The organism is Micromonospora sediminimaris (assembly GCF_016863575.1).
Lineage (GTDB): Bacteria > Actinomycetota > Actinomycetes > Mycobacteriales > Micromonosporaceae > Micromonospora > Micromonospora sediminimaris.
The window spans coordinates 100,142-120,524 of record NZ_BOPD01000024.1 but is presented as its reverse complement, the minus strand read 5'-3'; the positions used below and the strand labels follow the sequence as shown (position 1 = coordinate 120,524).

Annotated in this window: 14 protein-coding genes; 1 reads left to right on the top strand and 13 read right to left on the bottom strand. The window is 71.9% G+C overall.

Going from position 1 to position 20,383, the window contains the following annotated elements; all coding sequences use genetic code 11:
• Positions 1 to 83: 83 nt before the first annotated feature.
• The 6 genes from Vse01_RS19970 to Vse01_RS19945 form a co-directional block, all read right to left on the bottom strand.
• The gene (locus Vse01_RS19970) at positions 84 to 1,286 is read right to left on the bottom strand and encodes a DUF6004 family protein (protein WP_093409478.1); all 1,203 of its coding nucleotides are present in this window, start codon (positions 1,284 to 1,286) and stop codon (positions 84 to 86) included.
• A 252-nt stretch (positions 1,287 to 1,538) separates the two neighbouring features.
• Entirely contained in the window at positions 1,539 to 2,891 is a 1,353-nt protein-coding gene (locus Vse01_RS19965; RefSeq protein WP_093409771.1) for a metallopeptidase TldD-related protein, read from the bottom strand.
• 23 nt (positions 2,892 to 2,914) lie between these two features.
• Positions 2,915 to 4,462, bottom strand: coding sequence for a TldD/PmbA family protein (locus Vse01_RS19960; RefSeq protein ID WP_093409481.1), 1,548 nt, complete (start codon positions 4,460 to 4,462; stop codon positions 2,915 to 2,917).
• Complete coding sequence (locus Vse01_RS19955) at positions 4,426 to 5,694, bottom strand: cysteine desulfurase (protein ID WP_093409483.1); 1,269 nt, start codon at positions 5,692 to 5,694, stop codon at positions 4,426 to 4,428. The genes Vse01_RS19960 and Vse01_RS19955 overlap by 37 nt, the downstream gene beginning before the upstream one ends.
• Positions 5,691 to 6,509: a crotonobetainyl-CoA--carnitine CoA-transferase gene (locus Vse01_RS19950; protein WP_093409772.1), complete on the bottom strand. Its 819-nt coding sequence runs from the start codon at positions 6,507 to 6,509 to the stop codon at positions 5,691 to 5,693. Before Vse01_RS19950 ends, Vse01_RS19955 begins: the two co-directional genes overlap by 4 nt.
• Positions 6,506 to 7,396: a class I SAM-dependent methyltransferase gene (locus Vse01_RS19945; RefSeq protein WP_093409487.1), complete on the bottom strand. Its 891-nt coding sequence runs from the start codon at positions 7,394 to 7,396 to the stop codon at positions 6,506 to 6,508. Before Vse01_RS19945 ends, Vse01_RS19950 begins: the two co-directional genes overlap by 4 nt.
• Before the next feature lie 200 nt (positions 7,397 to 7,596).
• On the opposite strand from Vse01_RS19945, the gene Vse01_RS19940 reads away from it, so the two are divergent.
• Positions 7,597 to 8,325 (top strand): DUF899 family protein, encoded by a 729-nt coding sequence (locus Vse01_RS19940; RefSeq protein ID WP_093409489.1) that lies wholly within the window; start codon positions 7,597 to 7,599, stop codon positions 8,323 to 8,325.
• Here Vse01_RS19940 and Vse01_RS19935 read toward each other — a convergent pair.
• Genes Vse01_RS19935 through Vse01_RS19905 form a run of 7 tightly spaced genes read right to left on the bottom strand, consistent with a single transcriptional unit; the run spans position 8,283 to position 20,273 of the window.
• Positions 8,283 to 9,002, bottom strand: coding sequence for an NHL repeat-containing protein (locus Vse01_RS19935; protein WP_232511411.1), 720 nt, complete (start codon positions 9,000 to 9,002; stop codon positions 8,283 to 8,285). The two genes, Vse01_RS19940 and Vse01_RS19935, sit on opposite strands and share 43 nt — an antisense overlap.
• 39 nt (positions 9,003 to 9,041) lie before the next feature.
• Positions 9,042 to 10,178, bottom strand: a complete 1,137-nt coding sequence (locus tag Vse01_RS19930) for a trans-sulfuration enzyme family protein (protein ID WP_093409492.1) — start codon at positions 10,176 to 10,178, stop codon at positions 9,042 to 9,044.
• A gap of 3 nt (positions 10,179 to 10,181) precedes the next feature.
• Entirely contained in the window at positions 10,182 to 10,628 is a 447-nt protein-coding gene (locus Vse01_RS19925; RefSeq protein ID WP_170863591.1) for an acyl-CoA thioesterase, read from the bottom strand.
• Complete coding sequence (locus Vse01_RS19920) at positions 10,625 to 16,477, bottom strand: type I polyketide synthase (RefSeq protein WP_373870688.1); 5,853 nt, start codon at positions 16,475 to 16,477, stop codon at positions 10,625 to 10,627. Before Vse01_RS19920 ends, Vse01_RS19925 begins: the two co-directional genes overlap by 4 nt.
• The gene (locus Vse01_RS19915; protein ID WP_093409499.1) at positions 16,369 to 17,331 is read right to left on the bottom strand and encodes an enediyne biosynthesis protein; all 963 of its coding nucleotides are present in this window, start codon (positions 17,329 to 17,331) and stop codon (positions 16,369 to 16,371) included. Before Vse01_RS19915 ends, Vse01_RS19920 begins: the two co-directional genes overlap by 109 nt.
• A complete protein-coding gene (locus Vse01_RS19910) occupies positions 17,328 to 19,283 on the bottom strand; it encodes a CRTAC1 family protein (protein ID WP_373870687.1) in 1,956 nt (651 codons plus the stop codon). Before Vse01_RS19910 ends, Vse01_RS19915 begins: the two co-directional genes overlap by 4 nt.
• A gap of 21 nt (positions 19,284 to 19,304) precedes the next feature.
• Positions 19,305 to 20,273 carry a DUF1702 family protein gene (locus Vse01_RS19905; RefSeq protein ID WP_093409504.1) on the bottom strand — a complete coding sequence of 323 codons (969 nt, stop codon included), beginning with the start codon at positions 20,271 to 20,273 and terminating at the stop codon, positions 19,305 to 19,307.
• Positions 20,274 to 20,383: the final 110 nt, after the last annotated feature.

The window sequence follows — 20,383 nt, the reverse complement described above, 5'->3', positions numbered from 1 at the left end:
AACCGCCACCCTTGAAGAGTGACGTCGCCCCGGGTGACGCAAGGGCACCCGGGACGACGTCTGCTACCGGACTAAACCAGCCGTCACGCGCTGACGTAGGCCTCGGAGCCCACCAGTGCGTCGGCCAGCTTCATCTGCACGCCGGTCAGGCGCGCCCGGACGTCGCCGCCGGAAGTGCGCAGCGCGGCGTCCGCGTGGTCGGCCGTCAGCACCGTGCCGGTCGGCTCGAGGTCCTTCAGCCGCCCAGCCAGGTGCACCGGCGCCGCCGCGTACAGCGTCGCCGACGGGGTGACCAGCTCGAAGTGAGCGTCGAAGTGCAGCTCACCCGGGTAGCGCAGGGTGCTCAGGCTGTCCTCCGTACCCTCACCGAGCTGGCCGCCCGAGACGGTGAAGAAGCTGGCCCGCAGCATGACCTTGCCACCCAGAGCCGGGCTGTTGCCCACCAGCGCCACCCGCGCAAGCTGGGCCAACACGCCGGAACCCTGGTCGTGCTTCTCCGGGCCGAAGAGGAGGATCTCGGCGCCGGCGGCCAAGGGGTAGTCGCCGGAGAGTTCGATCTCCTCGGTACGGCCGTTGACCTCGACCTTGATCTTCGCCTCGGTCGACGCCTGGATGATGATCGACGGGTCGACCAGCATCGAGACGCACGGGCCGATGCTCGACGCGAAGAAGGCGCTCGGCGTGTTGCCGACGGCCTCGTTCTCGTCGTTCGACGGGTACCACGCGGCCGGCAGGTTGGTGCCCCGGACCACGTTGTGCGCCGGCATGACCTCGCCCTGGTCACCGTAGGGGCGACCGAGGAACGGCGAGGTGAGCGGGGTCTTGTACGGCGGCAGGCCGTCAACGATCCCCTTGACGTCGATGACACCCCGGTGGGCCAGCCGCATGGTGCTGGTCTCCAGGATGCCGAACCGACGGATGTAGAACTCCGCGGGGAAGTTCTTGCCGGGCACGATCTGCTTGATGTGACCGGTGTTCGGCAGGTAGGGGTTCGACAGGATCTGGATCCGGTCGTTGAGCGTGTAGCTGAACCCCTTGATGCCGACCTCGGGAGCGCTGATGAGCTCCAGGTCGAAGCTCGCCGTGCCGTCCTCGTCGACGGTGTGCTTGAACCCCTGCATCGGCCACTTGTTCATCTGCACGAACCCGGACAGGTTGATCGTCTCCCGGCGACCACCGTAGTAGTCGTCGCCGAAGACGACCGTCGCCGCCGCCAGGATGTGCGGCCGCAGCGGCTTCGGCTCGATGTTGAGTGACTCGTAGGTCTCTCTCGCCGTGTCAGTCACGGCTCCACCTCCCTGTATGCCCCGGATGCGGTGACGCCTCTGTGACGCCTCTCCACCGGAGGACCACTACTCGGGACGCTATCGATTTTTAAAGTGCTCGTCAATCGGCCTCGATTGATCCTTAGCGAAATAATGTCCCAATTCGCGCATGGTTGAAGCCTGCGTGCGTCACAGAGGGCAAACGGGTCCACACAAGAGGAAGGCAGGAGTGCTACCGGTTTCCCTATCGGACAGTCCGATCCGGCGAACCGGTCAGACCGCGCCCGTCGCGGCGGTCAGCGGGAAGTCCGGCACCCGCAGCATCGGCATGGCCACGTGTGCCACCGCATCGCCCCAGTCCCGCGCGCGGGTCGGCACGGTCCGTCCGACCTCGGTGGCCCGCATGACCATCGCCAGCGGGCTGTCGTTGAAGCGGAAGTTGTGCACCGCACCGACGACCTCGCCGTCCTCGACCAGATAGACGCCGTCCCGGGTCACCCCGGTCAGCGCCATCGTCGCCAGGTCCACCTCGCGGATGTACCACAGGCTGGTCAGCAGCAGGCCACGGCGGGTACGGGCGACCAGGTCCGCCTCGGCACCGCCGCCCGGCGGCCCTTCGAGGATCAGGTTCTCCACCAGCGGGGTCAGCGGCATGCCCAGTTCCTCGGCGCTGTGCCGGGTGTGCACCAGCGAGCGCAAGCGTCCCTGTTCCCACCAGCGGGTCGGGCCCAGCGCCAGGCCATTGTCGAAGACCGACCGGGCCCCGCTCGACGCGGTCGCCACCAGGAACGGCGCACACCGCAACCCCTCGGCCGTCGGATCGCTGCGCAGGGTCAGCGGTATCCCGGCGATCGTCTCTCCGATCCGGGTACGGCCGCCGGCCCGGCTGTAGGCCGTCCGGCCCTGCGCCGCCGCCGCGGCACCCGCCGTGGTGTACGCGTAGTTCATCATGTCGGCGACCGCGCTCGGCGGCACGAGGCACTCGTACCGGCCGGGTGGCAGGTCGACCCGTCGTCGCTCCCACCGCAGCCGCCGGTCGAGATCGTCCTGAAGCCCGGCTACCGACACGTCAGTGAAGTCGTCGGTGACGGCGCTGGTCCACACCGGAGCACCGCGCCCGTCACGCGCGGTCAACTCCAGGTGTCCGGCGGATCCGTCGTGCCGCAGCCGCGCGCCGGCGGAGGTGCCGAGAAACGTCGTCCGGGACCCGTGTTCGGCGTACCCGTGCAGCACCTGGCCGTGCCGAGCGGCCCGCGCGAACCCGGTCGAGAGCTGCTCGACCAGGCCGGCGAGCACGCCGGGCGCGGGCGGTCGCACCGGGTCGTCCCAGCACGGCGACGCCGCACCAGGCTCCGGCAACGGTCGGGCGTCCGGTGCCGGCGGCGCCTGTCGGGCCACCGCCTCCGCGCCGTCCACCGCATCGACGATCTCGGCCCGGCCCACCCGGCCGGACACGGACACCGCGCCTACCCGTCCGCCGACGACCGAGACCACCGACAGCCGATACTCGTCCGCGTCGCCGGCCGCCACCAGCGTGCTGTCGGCCCACCGCAGGTAGCGGTCGACGCCGGACTCCACAATCACCACTGTGGCGTCGCCGCGGGCGGCGGTGAGGGCCAGTTCGATGGTCTCCTGAGGCCCCGGTGTGTTCATCCCGTCGCCCCCGTCCGCGTGTCCGTGACAGGCACCGCCCGGAACAGCGCCGACGGGCAGCCGTGCCCCGCCGCGGCGATCTGGAGCGGCTGGGCCTTGCCGCACTGGCCGGCACCGGACAGCAGCCAGGTCTGCGGGCCGCCGACCGCCTCCAGCGACCGCCAGAAGTCGAGCGTGGTGCCCGTGTACGCGATGTCGCGCACCTGGCCGACCAGTCGCCCGTTGCGGATCCGGTGGAACCGCTGGGCGGTGAACTGGAAGTTCACCCGGGCCATGTCGATGGAGAAGCTGTTGTCACCGACGACGTAGAGGCCGTCGCGGACCCGACCGATCAGCTCGTCGGTGTCCGGGCCGTCCGGCGCCGGGCACAGCGAGACGTTCGGCATCCGGGGCACCGGCAGATGCCGGTAGGACTCGGCGTACGCGCAGCCGGTGGAGCGGTCCAGCCCGGCGGCACCCGCGGTCTGCCTGTCGTGCTGCACCCCCACCAGCAGGCCCTCGGTGACCAGCGGCCAGGAGCCGGCGGCCACCCCGTCGTCGTCGTAGCCGACGGTGGCCAGCGCGTGCGGGGTCGTCCGGTCGGCCACCACCGTCATCTGCGGTGAGCCGTAGCGCAGGACACCGACGTCCTGTGGCCGGACGAAGGAGCTGCCCGCGAACGCCGCCTCCCGACCGCGCATCCGGTCCAGTTCGGTGGCGTGACCGACCGTTTCGTGGATCGTCAGCCACAGGTTGGTCGGGTCGATCACCAGGTCGTACCGTCCCGGCTCGATCCTCGGGGCGGCGGCCTTCTCGGCCAGCAGTTCGGGCATCCGGGCCAGTTCGCCGGCCCAGTCCCAGCCGGTGCCGGTCAGGTACTCCCACCCCCGGGCGGCCGGCGGGCCGAGCGTCCGCATCGCCTCGAACGTCCCGTCACCGGCGTCGATCCGGAAGCCGAACACCATCGGATGCAGCCAGGTACGTCGTTGCCGGATCCGCCGGCCCTCGCTGTCGTGGTACACCGTCGACTCACGGAAGACCTGTAGGTACGCCTCGGCCAGGTGCGCGCCGCCGTCGCGGAGCAGCCCACACCAGCCGGCCAGCAACGCGGTGCGTTCGGCGGTCGGAACCTCGAACGGATCCACCTCGAACGGCGACTGCCAGTCCACAGGTGCGGGCACCGGCTCGGCGGTGAGACGCACCGGCTCGCCGCGCAACGGTCGCACCGTACGGGCCAGCGCGCAGGCGCGGGCCGCCAGCGCGCCGACCCCGCGCGGGGACAGCTCGACCCCGGCGGCGAAACCCCAGGTGCCGTCCACCAGCACCCGCACCCCGACGCCGGTCTCCACGCTCTCCTGGCTACTCTCCGGACGGCCGTCGCGGACCCGCTCGCGCAGGGCACGGACCCGCCGCAGCCGGACGTCGGCGTACGTCGCGCCAGCACGGTGAGCCTGCCGCAGCGCCGCGTCGGCCAGGTCGTCGACCGGCAGCGTGTCGAATCCCGGCTCGACGGCCGGGGCAGGAGTGGTCACCGGAACCGGACGCCAGGGTGGTGCGTCGTCCACTCCCCTGCCCGCACGGTGCGCAACGCGGCCACCACCCGGTCGATCTCGGCGACCGTGCTGTAGACCGCGAAGGAGATCCGTACGGTTCCGACCAACCCCAGGTCGTCGAGGAAGGTGCTGGCACAGTGCACGCCGGAACGGACGGCGATGCCGTGCTGGTCCAGGTGACCGCCGACATCGTAGGGATGCAGGCCGTCCACGGCGATCGAGACGATGCCCGCGGGGTCGGTCGCCGGGTCGCCGATGACCCGCACCCGGTCGATCTCGCCCAGCGCCTGCACGGCGTACCGGACCAGATGCGCGTCGTGCGCCCGTACCGCCTCCCGGCCGAGGCCCTCCAGCCAGGTCAACGCCGTGGCCAGCGCCACCGCCGCGGGGATGTCCGGGGTACCTGCCTCCAGTCGGGCCGGTACCGGCACGTACGACACCGGGGCATCGTGGGAGACGCCCTTCACCGTCCCGCCACCGACCTGGTACGGCGGCAGGTCAACGAGCAGGTCGCGGCGGCCGTAGAGCACGCCCGAGCCCATCGGGCCGTACACCTTGTGACCGGAGAAGCAGTAGAAGTCGGCCCCGATCTCCCGTACGTCGACGGGCAGGTGTGGCACCGCCTGCGCGCCGTCGACGACGACCGGCACGCCGCGCTCGTGGGCGACGCGGACGAGATCCCGCACCGGGTTGACGGTGCCGAGCACGTTGGAGACGTGGGTGACCGCGACGAGGCGGGTCCGGGGACTCAGTTCGGCCGCCAGGGCGTCCGGCTGGACGGGCCGGCCGGCGGCCGTCGGCACCACCCGGAGGGTGGCGCCCTGCCGCTCGCACAGCCGCCGCCAGGGCAGCAGGTTCGAGTTGTGTTCCATGCCGCTGACCACGACGTCGTCTCCCGGACCGACGATCCGCGCGGCGAAGGTCTCGGCGAGCAGGTTCGTCGCGTCCGTGGTGCCCCGGGTGAAGACGATCTCCTCGTCATGGGCGGCGTTGAGAATGCGGCGCACCGTCGCCCGGGCCTGCTCGTAGTGGCCGGTGGCCCGGCGGCTCAACTCGTAGAAGCCGCGGCCGACGTTGCTGTTGGCGGTGACGTACTGGTCGACCAGCGAGTCGAGCACACATCGGGGCTTCTGCGTGGTGGCCGCGTTGTCCAGGTATGCCAGCTGCGGGCGCTTGTCGGCGTGGTCGAGGAACGGGAACTCGGCCCGTACCGATTCCAGGGGATGGGCAGCCGTGTCGGTCATCCTGACTCCTCCGTGAAGCTCGCGATGAAGCGGTCGAGGAAACCCGGTGGGCAGGGAAACAACTTCTGCTCCGGGTAGGGCCGCTCCGCCGGCGGAATCCAGCCGGGCGCGCCGCGGCGGGGCCACCTACCGGTCCGGTCCGCCAGGTGCGGCCCGTGGAAGAACCAGCAGATCTGGCTGACCTGCTCGGTGAAGACGACCGGGTGCACCAGTGGCGAGTACATCGCCAGGTGGCCGTAGGCGGCCCGGAACTCACCGGCCACCCCCATCGTCGCGCCGTGCAGTATGTGCCCGAACACGTCGTGCACGACCCGGAAGATGTCGTTGTGCAGCAGCTCGACGCCGTTGACTGTGACGCCCGACGGCGCACAGAGCGGATGGTCCGGTGCCGGTCCGTGGGGGCCGTGTCCTGCGCTGGTGAGGTAGACGTACAGTACGCCCGTGCGGTCCACGGCATCGATCAGCTCGGCCGCGCCATGGTACGGCTGCCCAGGTCCCTGCCACGGCACGACCCGCAGCCCGGCCGGTTCGAGCAACGCGAAGTGGCGCCGGGTCTCCTCGGTGAAGCGGTTGTACCGGGCGACGAGGTCGGCGTCGAGGGCCCGCCGGGGCGCGCGGTCGAAGTGCCGGGCCACCTCGCGGCAGAACTCCGGATCGACGCGGACCCGGGTGCGGGACAGCCGGGACAGGTCCCGGTGGGGTAGTTCGTTCCGTGCGGCTGCGGCGTCCACGTACGCCTGGGCGACCGTCAGCAGGCGGTCGTGTCGTGCCGACGGTCGGACCCGGTCGGCCGGGCTACCGGCTCTGGTCGTCATCCGGTCCTCCCCGGCGTCGCCCCGTCGGGTGCGGCGCGCGCCCGCAGGCACAGCGCCGAGCCGGGCAGGCACACGATGCCCTCGCCACCGGCGTACCCGGCCGCCGCCTCGGCGAGTCGGTCCCATCCGGCGCGTTCGCCGTCGCCGCCGAGGTGCTGCCGCACCGCACGCAGCAGGCCGGGCGGTGTCACGTCCCGGGCGTACTGGAGGTACTCGGCGACCGAGGCGAACCGCATCGAGACCGGCACGGACTCGATGGTGATCTCGACGAAGCCGGCGGCCGCCAGTTCCTCGTGGGTACGCGCGACGTCGCACATGCTGAACGGACCGGGTCGCGGCGGTGGCGGGCCGGGCAGTTCGGCACCGAGGGCGCGGAAGGCCAGCGAGGTCATCGGATTGGCCGCCGGGGTGTCCCAGACCGCCGCGGCCAGCACGCCGCCGGGAACCAGCAGGCGACACAGGCTGGAGAGCATGCGGTGCCGGTCGACGGCGAACATCAGGCCCCAGCGGCTGAGCACCACGTCCATCGAGCGCGGCGGCAGGTCCAGTGACTCCACGTCGGACTCGACAAAGTCGATCGGATGGTCGAGACCTGCGGCGGCCATCCGGGCGCGGCGTACCATCTCCGGAGCGAGGTCGATGCCGAGCACCCGGCCGGTCGTGCCGACCAGGCGTCCGGCGCTGATCGCCGGCTCGCCCGTGCCGCAGCCGACGTCGAGCACCCGGTGGCCGGGGCGCACTCCGGCCGCGCGCAGCAGCCAGTCGGTCACCGGCGCGGCGGCGCGTTCGTACCGGTCCCGCCAGAACTCCCACCCGCCGCTGACCGCGTTCCAGGTGTCGCGTTGCTCGGCCTTGAAACCTGCCGGGTCGAACTGTACGACCGTCATGCTGTCTCCTCGCCGGCGAAAATCGGCCTCCGCCAACTATATGATTCGCAAGTATCTTGGGCAACGTCGGCTCTTGCGGGCTGAAGGCTCGCCAACGACAACGTCTTCTTCAAGCGTCTCGCGCCTCGGCGCGGTGTCCACCCTCGCGCTCCCACGGGTAGCCTTCGCCGAAGCGCCGGAACGTCCGAAGGGGAGCCGACATGAGCCAGGCCGACCCAGCCACCGCACCACCGAGCTGGCCGGTCGGTGCCGACGAGGCGTACGCGGCGGCGCGGCGCGGACTCGCCGACGCCGAGCAGGAGCTGCGCGACCAGGTCGAACGGGTGGCCGCCGCCCGCCGTGCCCTGCCGCCCGGCCCGCTGCTGGACGACTACCGGTTTGCCGAGGGCCCCACCGACCTGGACCGCGCCGAGCCGATCCGCGAGGTGCGGCTGCGTGAGCTGTTCGACGGGCACCCGACACTCTTCCTCTACCACCTGATGTTCGCTCCGGACGCCGCCGAGGCCTGCCCGATGTGCTCGATGTGGGTCGACGGCTTCCACGGCGTCCTGCCGCATCTGCTGCGGCACACCGCTGTCGCGGTGGTGGCGAAGGCGCCGCTGCCCAAGCTGCGGGCGTGGGCCCGCAGTCGTGGTTGGGCCGGCCTGCGGATCGTCTCCAGCCACGGCACCTCGTTCAACGCCGACGTCCGGGCCGAGTACCCGGACGGCACGCAACGCCCGATGGTCAGCGTGCTGCGGGCCGAGGGCGAGCGGGTACGCCATCTCTACTCCGCCCCGGCGAGCTTCCCGGACGGCGGCGAGCGCGGCATCGACCTGCTCAGCCCGGTCTGGAACGTGCTGGACCTGTTGCCCACCGGACGCGGCGACTGGTACGCCGGCAACGACTACGTCGCCGAGCCCGGCGCGGGCCGATCCGCGCCGCGCTGACCGACCCGCTCGCCCAGGAACGCCTCGGTGGCCAGCAGATCCGGCAGCCGTACCGCCGCCAGCCGGCGACCCGCGAAGTCGGCGTACCAGACCAACGCGCCGTCCCAGGTCAGGCCGACCGGCCGACCGTCGACGAGCGCCTCCCCGAGCAGCCTGCCGTCCCGGCCGTCCACCGCCCGCAGCAGCGCGGCCTCGAAGTCGGCGTAGATCACCACGTCGCCCGCCACGGTCAGGCCGGAGGGCGTACCCGGCACCGGAAACTCCCGGCACACGGTCATCGTCTCGACATCGCGCAGTTGCACCACCGACGGGCCGCGCAGACCCATCCACATCATCACGCCGCTGGTCTCGACACCACAGAGCCGGCCACTCGGTGGCCGGACCTCCCGCTCGTCGAGGACCTCCCCGCTGGTCGGGTCGATCAGCAGGATGCGCTTCGGACGTCCACCGACCTGGCACAACGCCCCGCCACCCACCGTCAGGTCCGCCCGGACCCGGCGGCAGGACAGCGTCCGTACCACCGCGCCCGTGGCCGGGTCGAGCGCGTAGATCTCTCCGGCCGCCTGATCGGAGTGCCAGAAGAACTCACCGTCATGGGTGAGGCCACAGAGGTAACTGCCGGGGGCTGGCAGCTCCCGGGCAATGGGCAACGTCGTGTCGACACCGGGAATGGTCATCGGGTACCCCTTCTCGTCTCGGTGGAAGCGGTGAACCGGTCAGATGCCATCGGCAAGCGCCCGGGACACGTCCTCGACCAGGTCGCGGCCGTCCTCGATACCGGCCGAGAGACGGATGAGTGCGTCACCGATGCCCCGGCGGGCGCGGACCTCGGCGGGCACCGGCCGGTGCGTCATCAGCGCCGGACACTCCACGAGGGAGTGCACGCCTCCGAGGCTGACGCCGCAGGAGAACAACGCGAACCGGTCCAGCAGCCGCGCAGCCGGGCCCCCCAGATACTCGAAGGACACCATCGAGCCGGGCTCGGTCATCTGGGCCTTGGCCACCGCGTGCTGCGGATGCTCGGCAAGCCCCGGGTAGTGGACGCGTCCGACGACCGGGCTGGCCCGGAGCCGCTCGACCAGCGCCCACGCGTTCGCCACCTGCCGACTCACCCGCAGCGACAGCGTGTGCAGACCCCGCCGGACCAGAAAGCAGTCAAGCGCGCCCGGCACGTTGCCGGCCGCCGTTCGGTACGACCGGTACGCCGCGTGCAGTTCCTCGTCCCGGTAGACCAGAGCGCCACCCAGCACGTCGGCGTGCCCGGCGATCGACTTGGTCGTGCTGTAGAGGGAGACGTCCGCGCCGAGGTCCAGTGGGCGCTGGAGCGCCGGACTGGCGAAGGTGTTGTCCACCACCAGCCGGGCACCGCGCTCGTGCGCCCGGCCAGCGACCTCGGCGATGTCCACCACGCTCAGCAACGGATTGGTGGGCGTCTCGACCCAGACCAGCGCGACGCCGGGGACGTCCAGCGCGCTGTCGATCCCCTCCGGGGTGGTCAGGTCGGCGTAGCGCACCCGGACACCCTGCCGGGCTGCCAGCTCGAACAACGCGTCGGTGCCGGAGTACACGTCGTCGGTGCTCACCACGCACTGTCCCGGGCGCAGCTGGGCGAGCACGGTCGCCGCGGCGGCCTGCCCGGAGGACAGGACGGTGGCGAACCGTGCCCCCTCCAGATCGGCAAGACACTCCTCCAGTTGCTCCCGGGTCGGGTTCTCACCCCGCCCGTAGAAGTAGCGGAGGTCGTCCTGCGCCCGCCGCTCGTACGTCGTCGAGAGGTGGATCGGCGGCACCACGTCTCCGGTGCCCGGCGTTGCCCGACGACCCCCGTGCACCAGGCGCGTGTCGAACCGCATTGGTCACCCCACCCCGACGCCGGCACCGCGGAACGGTGACAGTGCCCGGACCAGGCCGGCCGGTACGCGGGCCGGTTCGGTACGTCCGTTCGGCCCACGCATGCAGGCGATCCGCTGCCGCCCCCGGGCCACCAGCAGGTCGTCCTCGGCGATCCGCAGGTAGTCGAAGGCCAGCTCCATCTGCGTCTGGGTCAACTCGGCCAGCCGCATGCGTACCGCCAGCCGATCGAACGGAGCCAGCTCGGCGAAGAACTCGCAGTCGACCTTCAGGGTGAACAGTTTCAGGTCGCCTCGCAGCTCGTCGAGCACCTCGGGCGCGTGCTCGTGCAGGAACATCTCCCGGCACCGACCCTGCCACCGCAGGTAGTTGACGTAGTAGACGTTGCCGACGAGGTTGGTCTCCTCGAAACCGATGGTGTGGTGGTACTCGTAGTAGCGCGACACTGTCACCCCTCCGTCCCGTTGAGGACCGCCACCACGACCTGCTCCGCGGCGCCCGCCACCGTGCACACCCGGGTGGCGATCCGCACGCCACCGGAGTCCAGCACCACCCACCCGTCCGGGGCGGCGCCGGACACCAGGGTCAACGGACCGCCGGTGCGCCCCGCCTTCTGCAGGCACTCGGTCGCGCACCACACCCGGGTCGCCGCGAGGTCCGGCGTGTCACCGACCTCGGCGACGAGCAGCGCCGCCAGCGGCCCGTGCCGACCGATCAGGTCGCGCCGGGCGTCCGCCGACCGGACGGTCACCGGCTCCACGTCGCAGGCCAGCGGGGCGCCACCGACCACCGCGAGGCGCAGTGGCGCGGAGTACGCCACCGACACCTCACCCAGGCCGTCGGCCTCGGGTCGCCCGTCCGGTCGGTGGCGTACCACCACCGGCCGGCCAGCCGCCCGGGACAGCAGTGTCTCGGCGTCGCGCGGCCCACCGCCCGGCGCGGCAGCCACCGCGACGTCCCCGGTGAACACCTCCGCCAGACGCCGCTGCAACAGCGGCCCGAGCAGCACCGCCGGCCAACCCGAGGCCGGTGCGTGTGGACGCACCGCGCGCAGTCGAAGCCCTGTCCAGCTCTCGATCACCGTGCCGGTCGCGTCACGGACCACCGCGTCGTAGACGTAGCCCGTGCCGTGCTGTTCGCGTTCCCAGGCGGTGATGGTCACCGTCTCGGCCGCGGAGAGCTTCGGACCGGCGGACCAGATCCGGTCGATGCCCTCCGGCAGCAGCGTCGCATCCGGCACGCAAACCTGGATGCCATGCATGAACGCGTCCCGGGCACCGGGGTCGCCCAGCACGAGACGGCCCGGTAGGAAGCGGCTGAACCATTCCCCCGCGTCGCTGGTGGTCACCTCCGCCTCGACGAGCCGCGCCGCCACCTGCCGGTAGCTGTTCAGCCGCTGGAACCGACCGGCCTGGAACAGCAGGTCACCGTAGAGGTCCCGGGCCGGTTCCAGGGGAAGGGCCGGCAGCTCCGTCTGCTCCGGCGCGGCGGTGTCCTCCGGGTACGGCCCGTCCGGCGCGAACCGCATGCGGGCCCGGAAGTGGTCCGCCGCGAAGCCGGTCTCGGCGCTGCGGATCACGACGTCGATCACCTGTCCCGACCGGACCAGCGCGGCCACCCGGATCGTGACACCGCTCTGCGGGTCGACCACCACCGGCCGATCGAACCGGACGTCCTCGATGACCGGCACTCCCGGGTGGCGGGCCAGCGCGGTGGCGACCTGGGCCATGGCCTCCAGCCCGAGCACCGCGGGGAAGATCAGGTCACCGTCTAGCTGGTGATCGGCCAGGTACGGGTCGGTGGTGGGCGCGAGATCCACCTCGCAGACGAGTTCCACGCCGTCGTAGCGGATGAGAGGTCGTTCGGTGAACCGCAACAGTGGCAGCTCCGGCCGGTGGTACCGCAGGGTCTCCAGCCCACCGGTACGCCCGGTGACCACCACCACCGGCGGCAACGTGTCGTCGGAGAGCACCTCGCGCAGCACCCGCAGCCCGTCCTCCGGGCCGATCGGGGTGACGCCACGGCCGCTGAGCGCCTCGACCACCGACAGCCGTTCCCCCATGCCGACGCCGGACCACACCGACCACTCCAGACAGACAGCGCGGCACGTCGGGTAGGTCGCCGCGACATCCCGGGTCAGCTCCGCGAGTGCCTCGTTGGCGGCGGCGTAGTGCGCCTCACCATGCAGCCCGGCCCGCCCGATGATGCTGCCGAACGTCACGAGCAGCCGCAGCTGCGCAGGGTCGATCGCGGCGAGCACCGCGCGCAGGCCGCCCACCTTCGGCGCGAACACCTGGCGGACCGCGGCCTCGTCGAGGTCGCCGAGCGCGGTGGGGGTGTTCAGCCCGGCGCCGTGCAGCACGGCAGTCACCGGGCCCCAGTCGGCGGTGAGGTCGGCGACGGCGGCGGCGACGGCGGCGGGGTCGGTGACGTCCACCCGCAGGTAACGCAGGTCGCTGGCGGAGTCACGCAGCCGGGACAGGTTCGCGGACAGCACCTCGTCGGTGGCCGGGTCGGAACGACCGACCACCGCCAGCCGGCCACCGCTCTCCCGGGCCAGCAGCGCGGCCGCCTCGGCGGTGATGCCCTTGCCGCCACCGGTCACCAGCAGCACGTCCGCCGGTCCCAGGGGCAGCGCACCCGGCCGGGGATCGACCGGAGTAGGCCGCAGCACCGGCACCCGGCGGATGCCCACCGCGTCGTACGTCACCTCGGTGAAGTCGACGGTGCCGGCCACCTCGGTCACCACCCGGTCCACGGTGTCCGGTCCGAGCGGAGTCGTCACCACCGTCGTCCGCAGCCGGTCACCCTCCAGTCGGGCGGTCTTCGCCAGCGCCCCGCCCCGTGCCGCCGGTTGCACCAGCACCAGCCGGCCACCGGGGGGTTGCCGCAGCGCGGCCTGGGCACCGCGTACCGCGGCCTCCAGGTACGCCTCGTCGGGGTCGTCCGGCAGGCAGACCAGGACGCCAGAGCCGAGCCCGGCCTCCTCCAGCGCGCGCCGCAGCGGTTCGGCGAGCCGATGGCCGGGACTGGCGTAGACGTCCCACCGGCCCCCGGTGCCCGCCGGCTCGCCCGCCGGCGCCGGCTCGTCAACCAGGTCGACGACGAAGGTTCGTACCCAGGGCGCGACCCCGGCGACGACATCGGCTGGTCCAGCGGTGTCCTCACGCCCCCGGGCATGCAGCGCCTCGGCCATCTCCCGCACGGTGGCGGTGGCGAAGTTGGTCGGCACGGACACCGCCGAAAGCCCCATCGCCCGCGCCGCCTCGTTGACGATCTGCCCAACGGTGATCGAGCTCATGTGCAGGTCGTCGAGGAGGCGACTGTCCTCGTGGAGCACCTCCACCGGCAACTCCGCCCGCTGCGCCACCAACTGGCGGACCAGCTCCAACGCCCCGTCGCCGGCGGGAAGCGCGACCTCGGCGGTCGGCGCTGGCGACGCGGCGGTGGCCGGCACCGCCACCTGGGGAGCCGACTCGCAGGGGTTGGCGAAGAAGGTGCTCGGCCGGTCCAGGTCCAACGGCCGGGTGAACCGGTCCTCGAACAACGCCGGATAGCTGGCCGGACCACCCAGCACGTACACCGCACCGACGGCGGTGAGCAGGCCGACGAGAGACTCGGCGTCGGTGTCCAGCGCCAGCGCCGGAAGGTCCGGCATCTGGTCCCGGGCCAGCCGACTGAGCACCTGCCCCGGACCCACCTCGACGAACAGGTCGACCTCGACCGCGGCACGGGCCAGCGCCACGGTGAAGCGCACCGGCGCCTGGATCTGCCGGTGCAGCAGCTCGACCAGATCGGTGTCCGGTGGCAGTACGATCCCGGTCACCGTCGAGGCCACCCGCCGCAACGGTGGGCCGAACCGGCATGACCGCAGCCGTTCGCCGAAGGCTTCGGCCGCAGGCGCCATCAGCGGCGAGTGGAAGGCGTGCGAGACATTCAGTCGGGTGCAGGCCAGACCGGCCAGCGACGCCCGCCGGGCCACCTCGCCGACGGCGTCGTCAGTGCCGGCCACCACCGTCTGTCGGGGGCCGTTGTAGCCGGCCACCACCGCGCCCGTGCCGTCGAGCAGGGCGGCGGTCTCCGCCGGGTCGCCGATGACGCCGGCCATCGCACCCGGCCGGGCCAGGCTCGCCATGAGGTGCCCCCGCGCCGCGACCAGATCCCGCAGCTCACCCTCGTCCAGGCAGCCCGCCCAGTGCAGAGCGGTCAGCTCGCCGAGGCTGTGCCCGACAGCGACGGTGGCGTCGATGTCGAGCGCGTCGAGCACCCGCAACGCGCCGATCGACCCGGTGACGATGCGGGGTTGGGCGGCGGCGGTCCCGACGCTTTCGGCACGGTCACCGCCGGGGACGTCGCCGGCGGTCCGCCAGACCTCGTCCACCTCGGTGAATCGCCGGCGCAGTGCGCCGCCACCCCAACCCTGACCGGAGCCCTGGCCGGGAAAGAGGAAGCCGACGCGGACCGGACGGGTGACCCGTCCGACGAAGACACCCAGCCCCGGGTCGACCAGCCTGCCCGGGGCCCCGGGCGCCAGCGCGGCAGCTGCCGCCTCCACCGCCCGCTCGGCCTCCCGGGGGGTACGGGCCACGACGGCGGCCCGGTAGGCCCGCCCTCGTTGCTGCCGGTGCAGCGTCGCCGCCAGGTCGGCCAGGTCGGCGAAGGCGAGCCCGGCCACCGTCGGCCGTAGCTGCTCCAGCCGTTCCCGCAGCGCGTCCGGGCCGTCGGCGTCCACCAGGAGCAACTCGGCGTCCTGCGCCGACCGGGCCAGCTGCCGGGTACGCCGGTCCAACTGCCGGCGACGCGGACGGACCGGCCCGTCGATCACCAGGTGGGTGTTGATGCCGCCGAACCCCATCGCGGTGATCCCGGCCCGCTGTGGGGCGTCGTCCGGCCACGGCTCAGCCTGGCGGACCACTCGCAGCGCCGGCCGGTCACCGACGAGTTCGGCGTGCGGATCGGTGCAACCCACGGTCGGCGGGATGACCTGATGGTGCACCGCGAGTACGGCCTTGATCAGCCCGGCCACGCCGGCCGCCGCCTTGGTGTGACCGATCATGCCCTTGATGGAACCGATCGCCGCCGGTGCGACCTGCGGATCCGCCGACCGCCGTTCCGCGCCGAGTGCCCTCAGTTCGGTGGCGTCGCCCACCGCGGTCCCGGTGCCGTGTCCCTCGAACAGCGGCACGCTCTCCACGCCGAAGCCGGCCCGTTGGTACGCGCGGCGCAGCGCCAACCGGTAGCCGTCGGCCTCGGGTCGGGTCATGCCGCCACGCCCGTCGGAGGAGACGCCCCAGCCGGCAACCGTGGCGTAGATGCGGCGGCCCTGCGCGAGCGCGTCCCGCTCCCGCATCAGCACGACCATGCCGCAGCCCTCACCAGGCCAGAATCCGTTGGACCGACGGTCGTAGACGTACATCTCCTCCCGGGCCAGGGCGCCGGTGCGGGCGAAACCGACCATCTCGAACGGATCGATCGACAGGTCCACCCCACCGGCGATCGCCACGTCGACGTCCTGATCGGACAGGTTGCGACAGGCGGTGAGCACGGACAACAGCGAGGAGGCGCAGGCGCCGTCCACGGTGTAGCCGCCGCCGTGCAGGTCGAAGTAGTTGCAGATGCGACCGGCGATGGTGTTGGACAGGCCACCGGCGAGGCTGTCCTCGGTCACCTCCGGGAACGGCGACTTGTAGGAGGACTCCAGGCCGGCGAGGAAGTCCGCCACCCGCTCGTCGTCCCAGCCCTGCGCGCCCAGCGCGGCGCCCACCACCCGCCGCACGTACGGCCAGCGCAGCCGCATCGTCCCCGCCCGGGTGAATTCGCCGGTCAGCGTGTTGCCGACGACGACGGCCGTACGCTCGCGGGGCAGGCCGTCGCCCTCGGCGAACCCGGCATCGGCCAGCGCCTGCGCGGCCATGTCCAGTGCCAGCCAGTGGGTCAGGTCGGTGGAGCGGTAGGTGCTGCCGCTGACCTTGAAGCCGACCCGGTCGAACTCGTACCCCTCGATCACCGCGGCGTTGGCCGCGTAGTAGCGGTCAGCCGCGGTCGGGTCCGCCGACCAGTAGTCCTCGGCGCGCATCCGCTCGTCGGGCAGCCGGCGGAACGCCCGCCGCCCGGCGAGGACGTTCTCCCAGAGTTGACCAGGTCCGGCGGCGTCAGGAAACCGGCAGGCCAGGCCGACCACGGCGATCCGACTCATGCCCGCACCATCTCGCGTGTCACGCTGGCCGACACCTTGCCGTCCAGAGCGCCGGCGTCGGTGGGCCCCGGCCGCGCGGCGAGGCGGACCGCGTGCAGCGACCAGAGGAAGCCGCCACGGATCAGGCAGACGATCGCGGTGGCGAAGAACAGCCCGTACACGACGGATGCGCCGGTGAGCACGCCGTAGACCAGCGCGACACCGCCACCGAAGGCGAACTGTGACGAGGGCTTCGACGGTGTCGTCCCCGGATCGGTGATCATGTAGTTGGTGAACAGCACGAACGCCACGCCGGTCATGGTGGCCAGCGCGCCGACGATGGAGGTGTCGAGCACCAGGCCACGGAACACCGACTGGAGGACGAACACCCCCAGCCAGCCGGCGATCAGCCACATTCGGCCGGTGAGCTTGGCGTTGAGCAGCGTCCCGAAGATCACGATCACCGCCGGGACGATCCAGTCGCCGACGCCGGTGAGGTGCTCGGTGAACTGGTACGGCGGTGCGATGGAGATCCACGGAAACAGCAGCAGCGCGATCGCGATGCCGAAGTTCGACGGGTTCATGTAGTGCCGGAGCCGGCCGTTGACCGGCGCTCGGAACAGCCACTTGCCGCTGATCGCGACCATCACCGCGAAGAGCATGACCGGCACCTGGTCGTTGACGTACAGCAGCATGTTCACGGCGAGGCTGGTGATGTGCGCCGGGTAGAGGAACTCGACGAATCCGCGTACGCCGCCGCCGAGGTAACGCGCGCGGCGCTCCTCGGCCCACGCGCCGATCGTCTCCAGCAGGATCTCGACGCTGTACCCCACCGCCAGTGCGAGCAGTGGCCACGCCCAGGCCTGCTCGAACCCGAGCACGGTGTACCCGAAGATGTTCAGGGCCGTGATGGAGATGGCGAACCTGCGCAGCGCGGTGACGATCCGCGGGTCCTTGTGTTGGGTACGCTGCTGACTCATCGCGAAGCCTCCCGTGCCTGGGTACCGAGGGCGAGGGTGTGCCGCCCGGGGGTGAGCCGCAGTTCCTGCTCCCGGGGGATGCCCTCACGGTCGCGCCAACTCAGCTGCACGGTGACCGGACCAGCCACCTCACCGAGGCCGACCGAAACTTCGTTGCTGCGCCGGCCGGAATGGCCGCTACCACCGTCGACGCGGTCGATCAGCACCCGCCCGTCCGGGGTGGTCACCCGGACCTGCGCGCCGATCACCGGTGAGCCGGCGCCAGCGAGCGGGCCGGCGGCCTGCGGCTGGTCGTGCAGCAGCCGCAGCGTCAGGTTGGCCCCGGTCGTCGGGCTGTCGTTGTGGTACACGACGGGGGCGTCCCACTGCCGGGCCACGGCGAAGTCGAGCCGGCCGTCGCCGTCCATGTCACCGACAGCGACACCCCGAGTGGGCACCCGCTCGGCCAACCCGAGTTCGACACTCAGGTCCTCGTACCGGCCGTCGTCGCCGGCCACGTGGAAGACCAGGTGCTGGCCGCCGGCGATGTCGTCGCCCTGCTCGACCCGGGGCCACCAGCGCGGATCGGCCAGCAGCTCGTCGTTGGCCGTGGCCAACTCCTGCAACTGCGCCCAGCGGTTGACCTCTCCCTTGACGAAGCCCGCCGTCTGCACGATGTCCGGCCGGCCCCGGTTGGTGAAGTCGGCGAGCTTCACGTCCCAGCTCCAGCCGCTCCAGGCCAGGCCCAGCTCGGCGCTGCGGTCCTGCCACGGCGCCTTGCCCTCGCGCAGCGTGGCGCGCAGCTCGTCGGTGTCGGCGGCGGTGTTGACGAAGGCGAAGTTGCTCTCCTGGATACCGAACGACGTGGTGATGTTGCCGACGTACAGGTCGAACATGCCGTCGCCGTCGAAGTCGCCGAAGTCGACGCCCATGCCCTTGAACGAGTCGTGGCCGACCCGCTTCGACTTGGGCGTCAACCCGGGAAGCCCGCTGCTCTCCACCAGGGCGAAGGCGATGCGGCCCGGCTCCGACCGGTTGTGCAGCAACCGGTCGGGGCCGAAGTCGTTGGCGATGTACAGCTCCGGCAGCAGGTCGCCGTCGACGTCGTTGGCGGCGACCGCCAGCGTCCAGCCCCGCGACACGTCGGTGGCGAAGACGTCCGGCACCTCGGCGTACGAGACGTCGGGCTCCGGGCCGGCGCTGCCGCCGGTGAACCGCAGCACGTGGTCGTCGCCACCGTTGAGCGCGTTGGACATCGACCGGTTCATCGCCACCCCGCCGTGCTGGCCGGGGTCGAGTACCGGGCTGTCGGGGAAGTAGTTGCCGATGTAGACGTCGAGGTTGCCGTCACCGTCGAAGTCGGCCAGCGTCGCGGCGTTGGTGTTCCACTGCGGACCGGTGTAGGTGCCACCGGCCGGCACCCGGTCGGGCAGCAACTCGACCGCCACATAGGCGTCGCGGGACAGGGCTGTCGCGTCGGCCCGCGCCAGGAACGCCACAGGCGTGCGACCCCAGTAGTAGACCAGCAGGTCGGTACGGCCGTCTCCGTTGAGGTCGCCGGGCAGGCAGCCCATCGGTGCGATGTGCGGGTTGGTGGGCAGCGGCGCCAGGTCCAGCACGAAGGGCTGGTAGCGGTCCGCGCCGGGCGTCGGTGCCGGCGACACCACGACCCGGTCGATGCGCGGGTCGGTGACGCAGAGGTCATTGGCAAGCCCGTCGCCGTCCAGGTCGTTCACCGCGATGCCCGCCCCGACCGAGGAGATCCAGGCCGCGATATGCCGGTACGCGCCGTTCACCTGGCGGATCGACTGCTGCGGCAGCCCACCGGGCATGGTCAGCGACAGGGGCGTGAAGCGGTAGGACTGCGCCATCACCCGCCGCTCGTCGGCGCTCGCCTCCGGCAACCGGACGGCCACAAAGGTGCCGACGAGCAGCACCAGCGCCACCACCCCGGCCAGTTGCCGGCGGAGCATCCTTCTGATTGCCAACACGGGTCAGCACCTCCCCAAGGTCACGAACTGCTGGGCGATCCGCTGCCGCCAGACCAGGAACGCCGGCACCGGCCCGTCGTGGTCGAGGCCGTCCAACGCGTGCTCGGTGACCTCGGCGGCCTGCGCTGCGGGCGTACCGCAGAACACCTCGGTGGCGACGCCGGTGTGTTCGCTGGTCAGGCCGGCACGGCGACGGGCCTGCGCGGCGAACGCGCTGCCCTGCGCCATGGCCGGTGCGTACGCCGCGCCCCGTTCAGCCAGCCGGAGCAGCAGTTCTCGGCGGGCACCGCCGGCGTAGGTGGCGGCGAGCGCGGTCCCGCTGTACAGGTCCTCGCGCCGCTCGACGGGGAACTGTTCGATCGTGTCGGCGACCCGGTCGGGGTCGGCGCCCGCCACGAACCACAACGCCCGCCCGACGCCCTGGTCGATGACCTGACCGGTCCACCGCCCGGCGGGATCCCCCGGCCACGAGCCGATCCGGTCCCGGTGGCGTTCCCGCACGTAGCGCTGAGTGTGGAAGTACGCCTGGTGGAAGCCGTACCCGTCGAGGGCCAGCCAGCCCAGCAGGCGGTCGGTCGGTTGGACGGCCCGCCAGCGCCAGCGGGGCAGCCGGGCCATCGCCCACCCCAGCCCGACATGGACCATGTAGACGTGCCGATCGGCGGGACCGGCGAGGAAACGGGCCAGCCGGCGGCCACCAGTCAACCCGTCCAGCACGGCGAAACCCATCGCGGCACCCTCGTACGCGAAGCCCCGCAGGTCGGGCTCGACCGTTTCCAGCCGCGCCGCGGCCTCGACCGGGCCCCGCTCACCCACCGCGTACCGGAAGCCGGTGAGGAAGTGGACGCCGACGGACTCCAGCAGCTCGCGGCTGGCCTCGTCGCGGGCGACAAACCCACGAGTGGCAAAGCTGGCCTCGGTTGTTTTCGGGGTCAGAAGGTTCTGACGAATGGTTCGCCAGTTGACGGGCATGGATTACTCCTGACGCGCGTCATCCGCAATAAGGCCGACATGATTCGGCAAATTGGACCCCGCTGATTAATCAGCCCCATACGGGACCAGTGTCGCCGTGTCGGTACCCG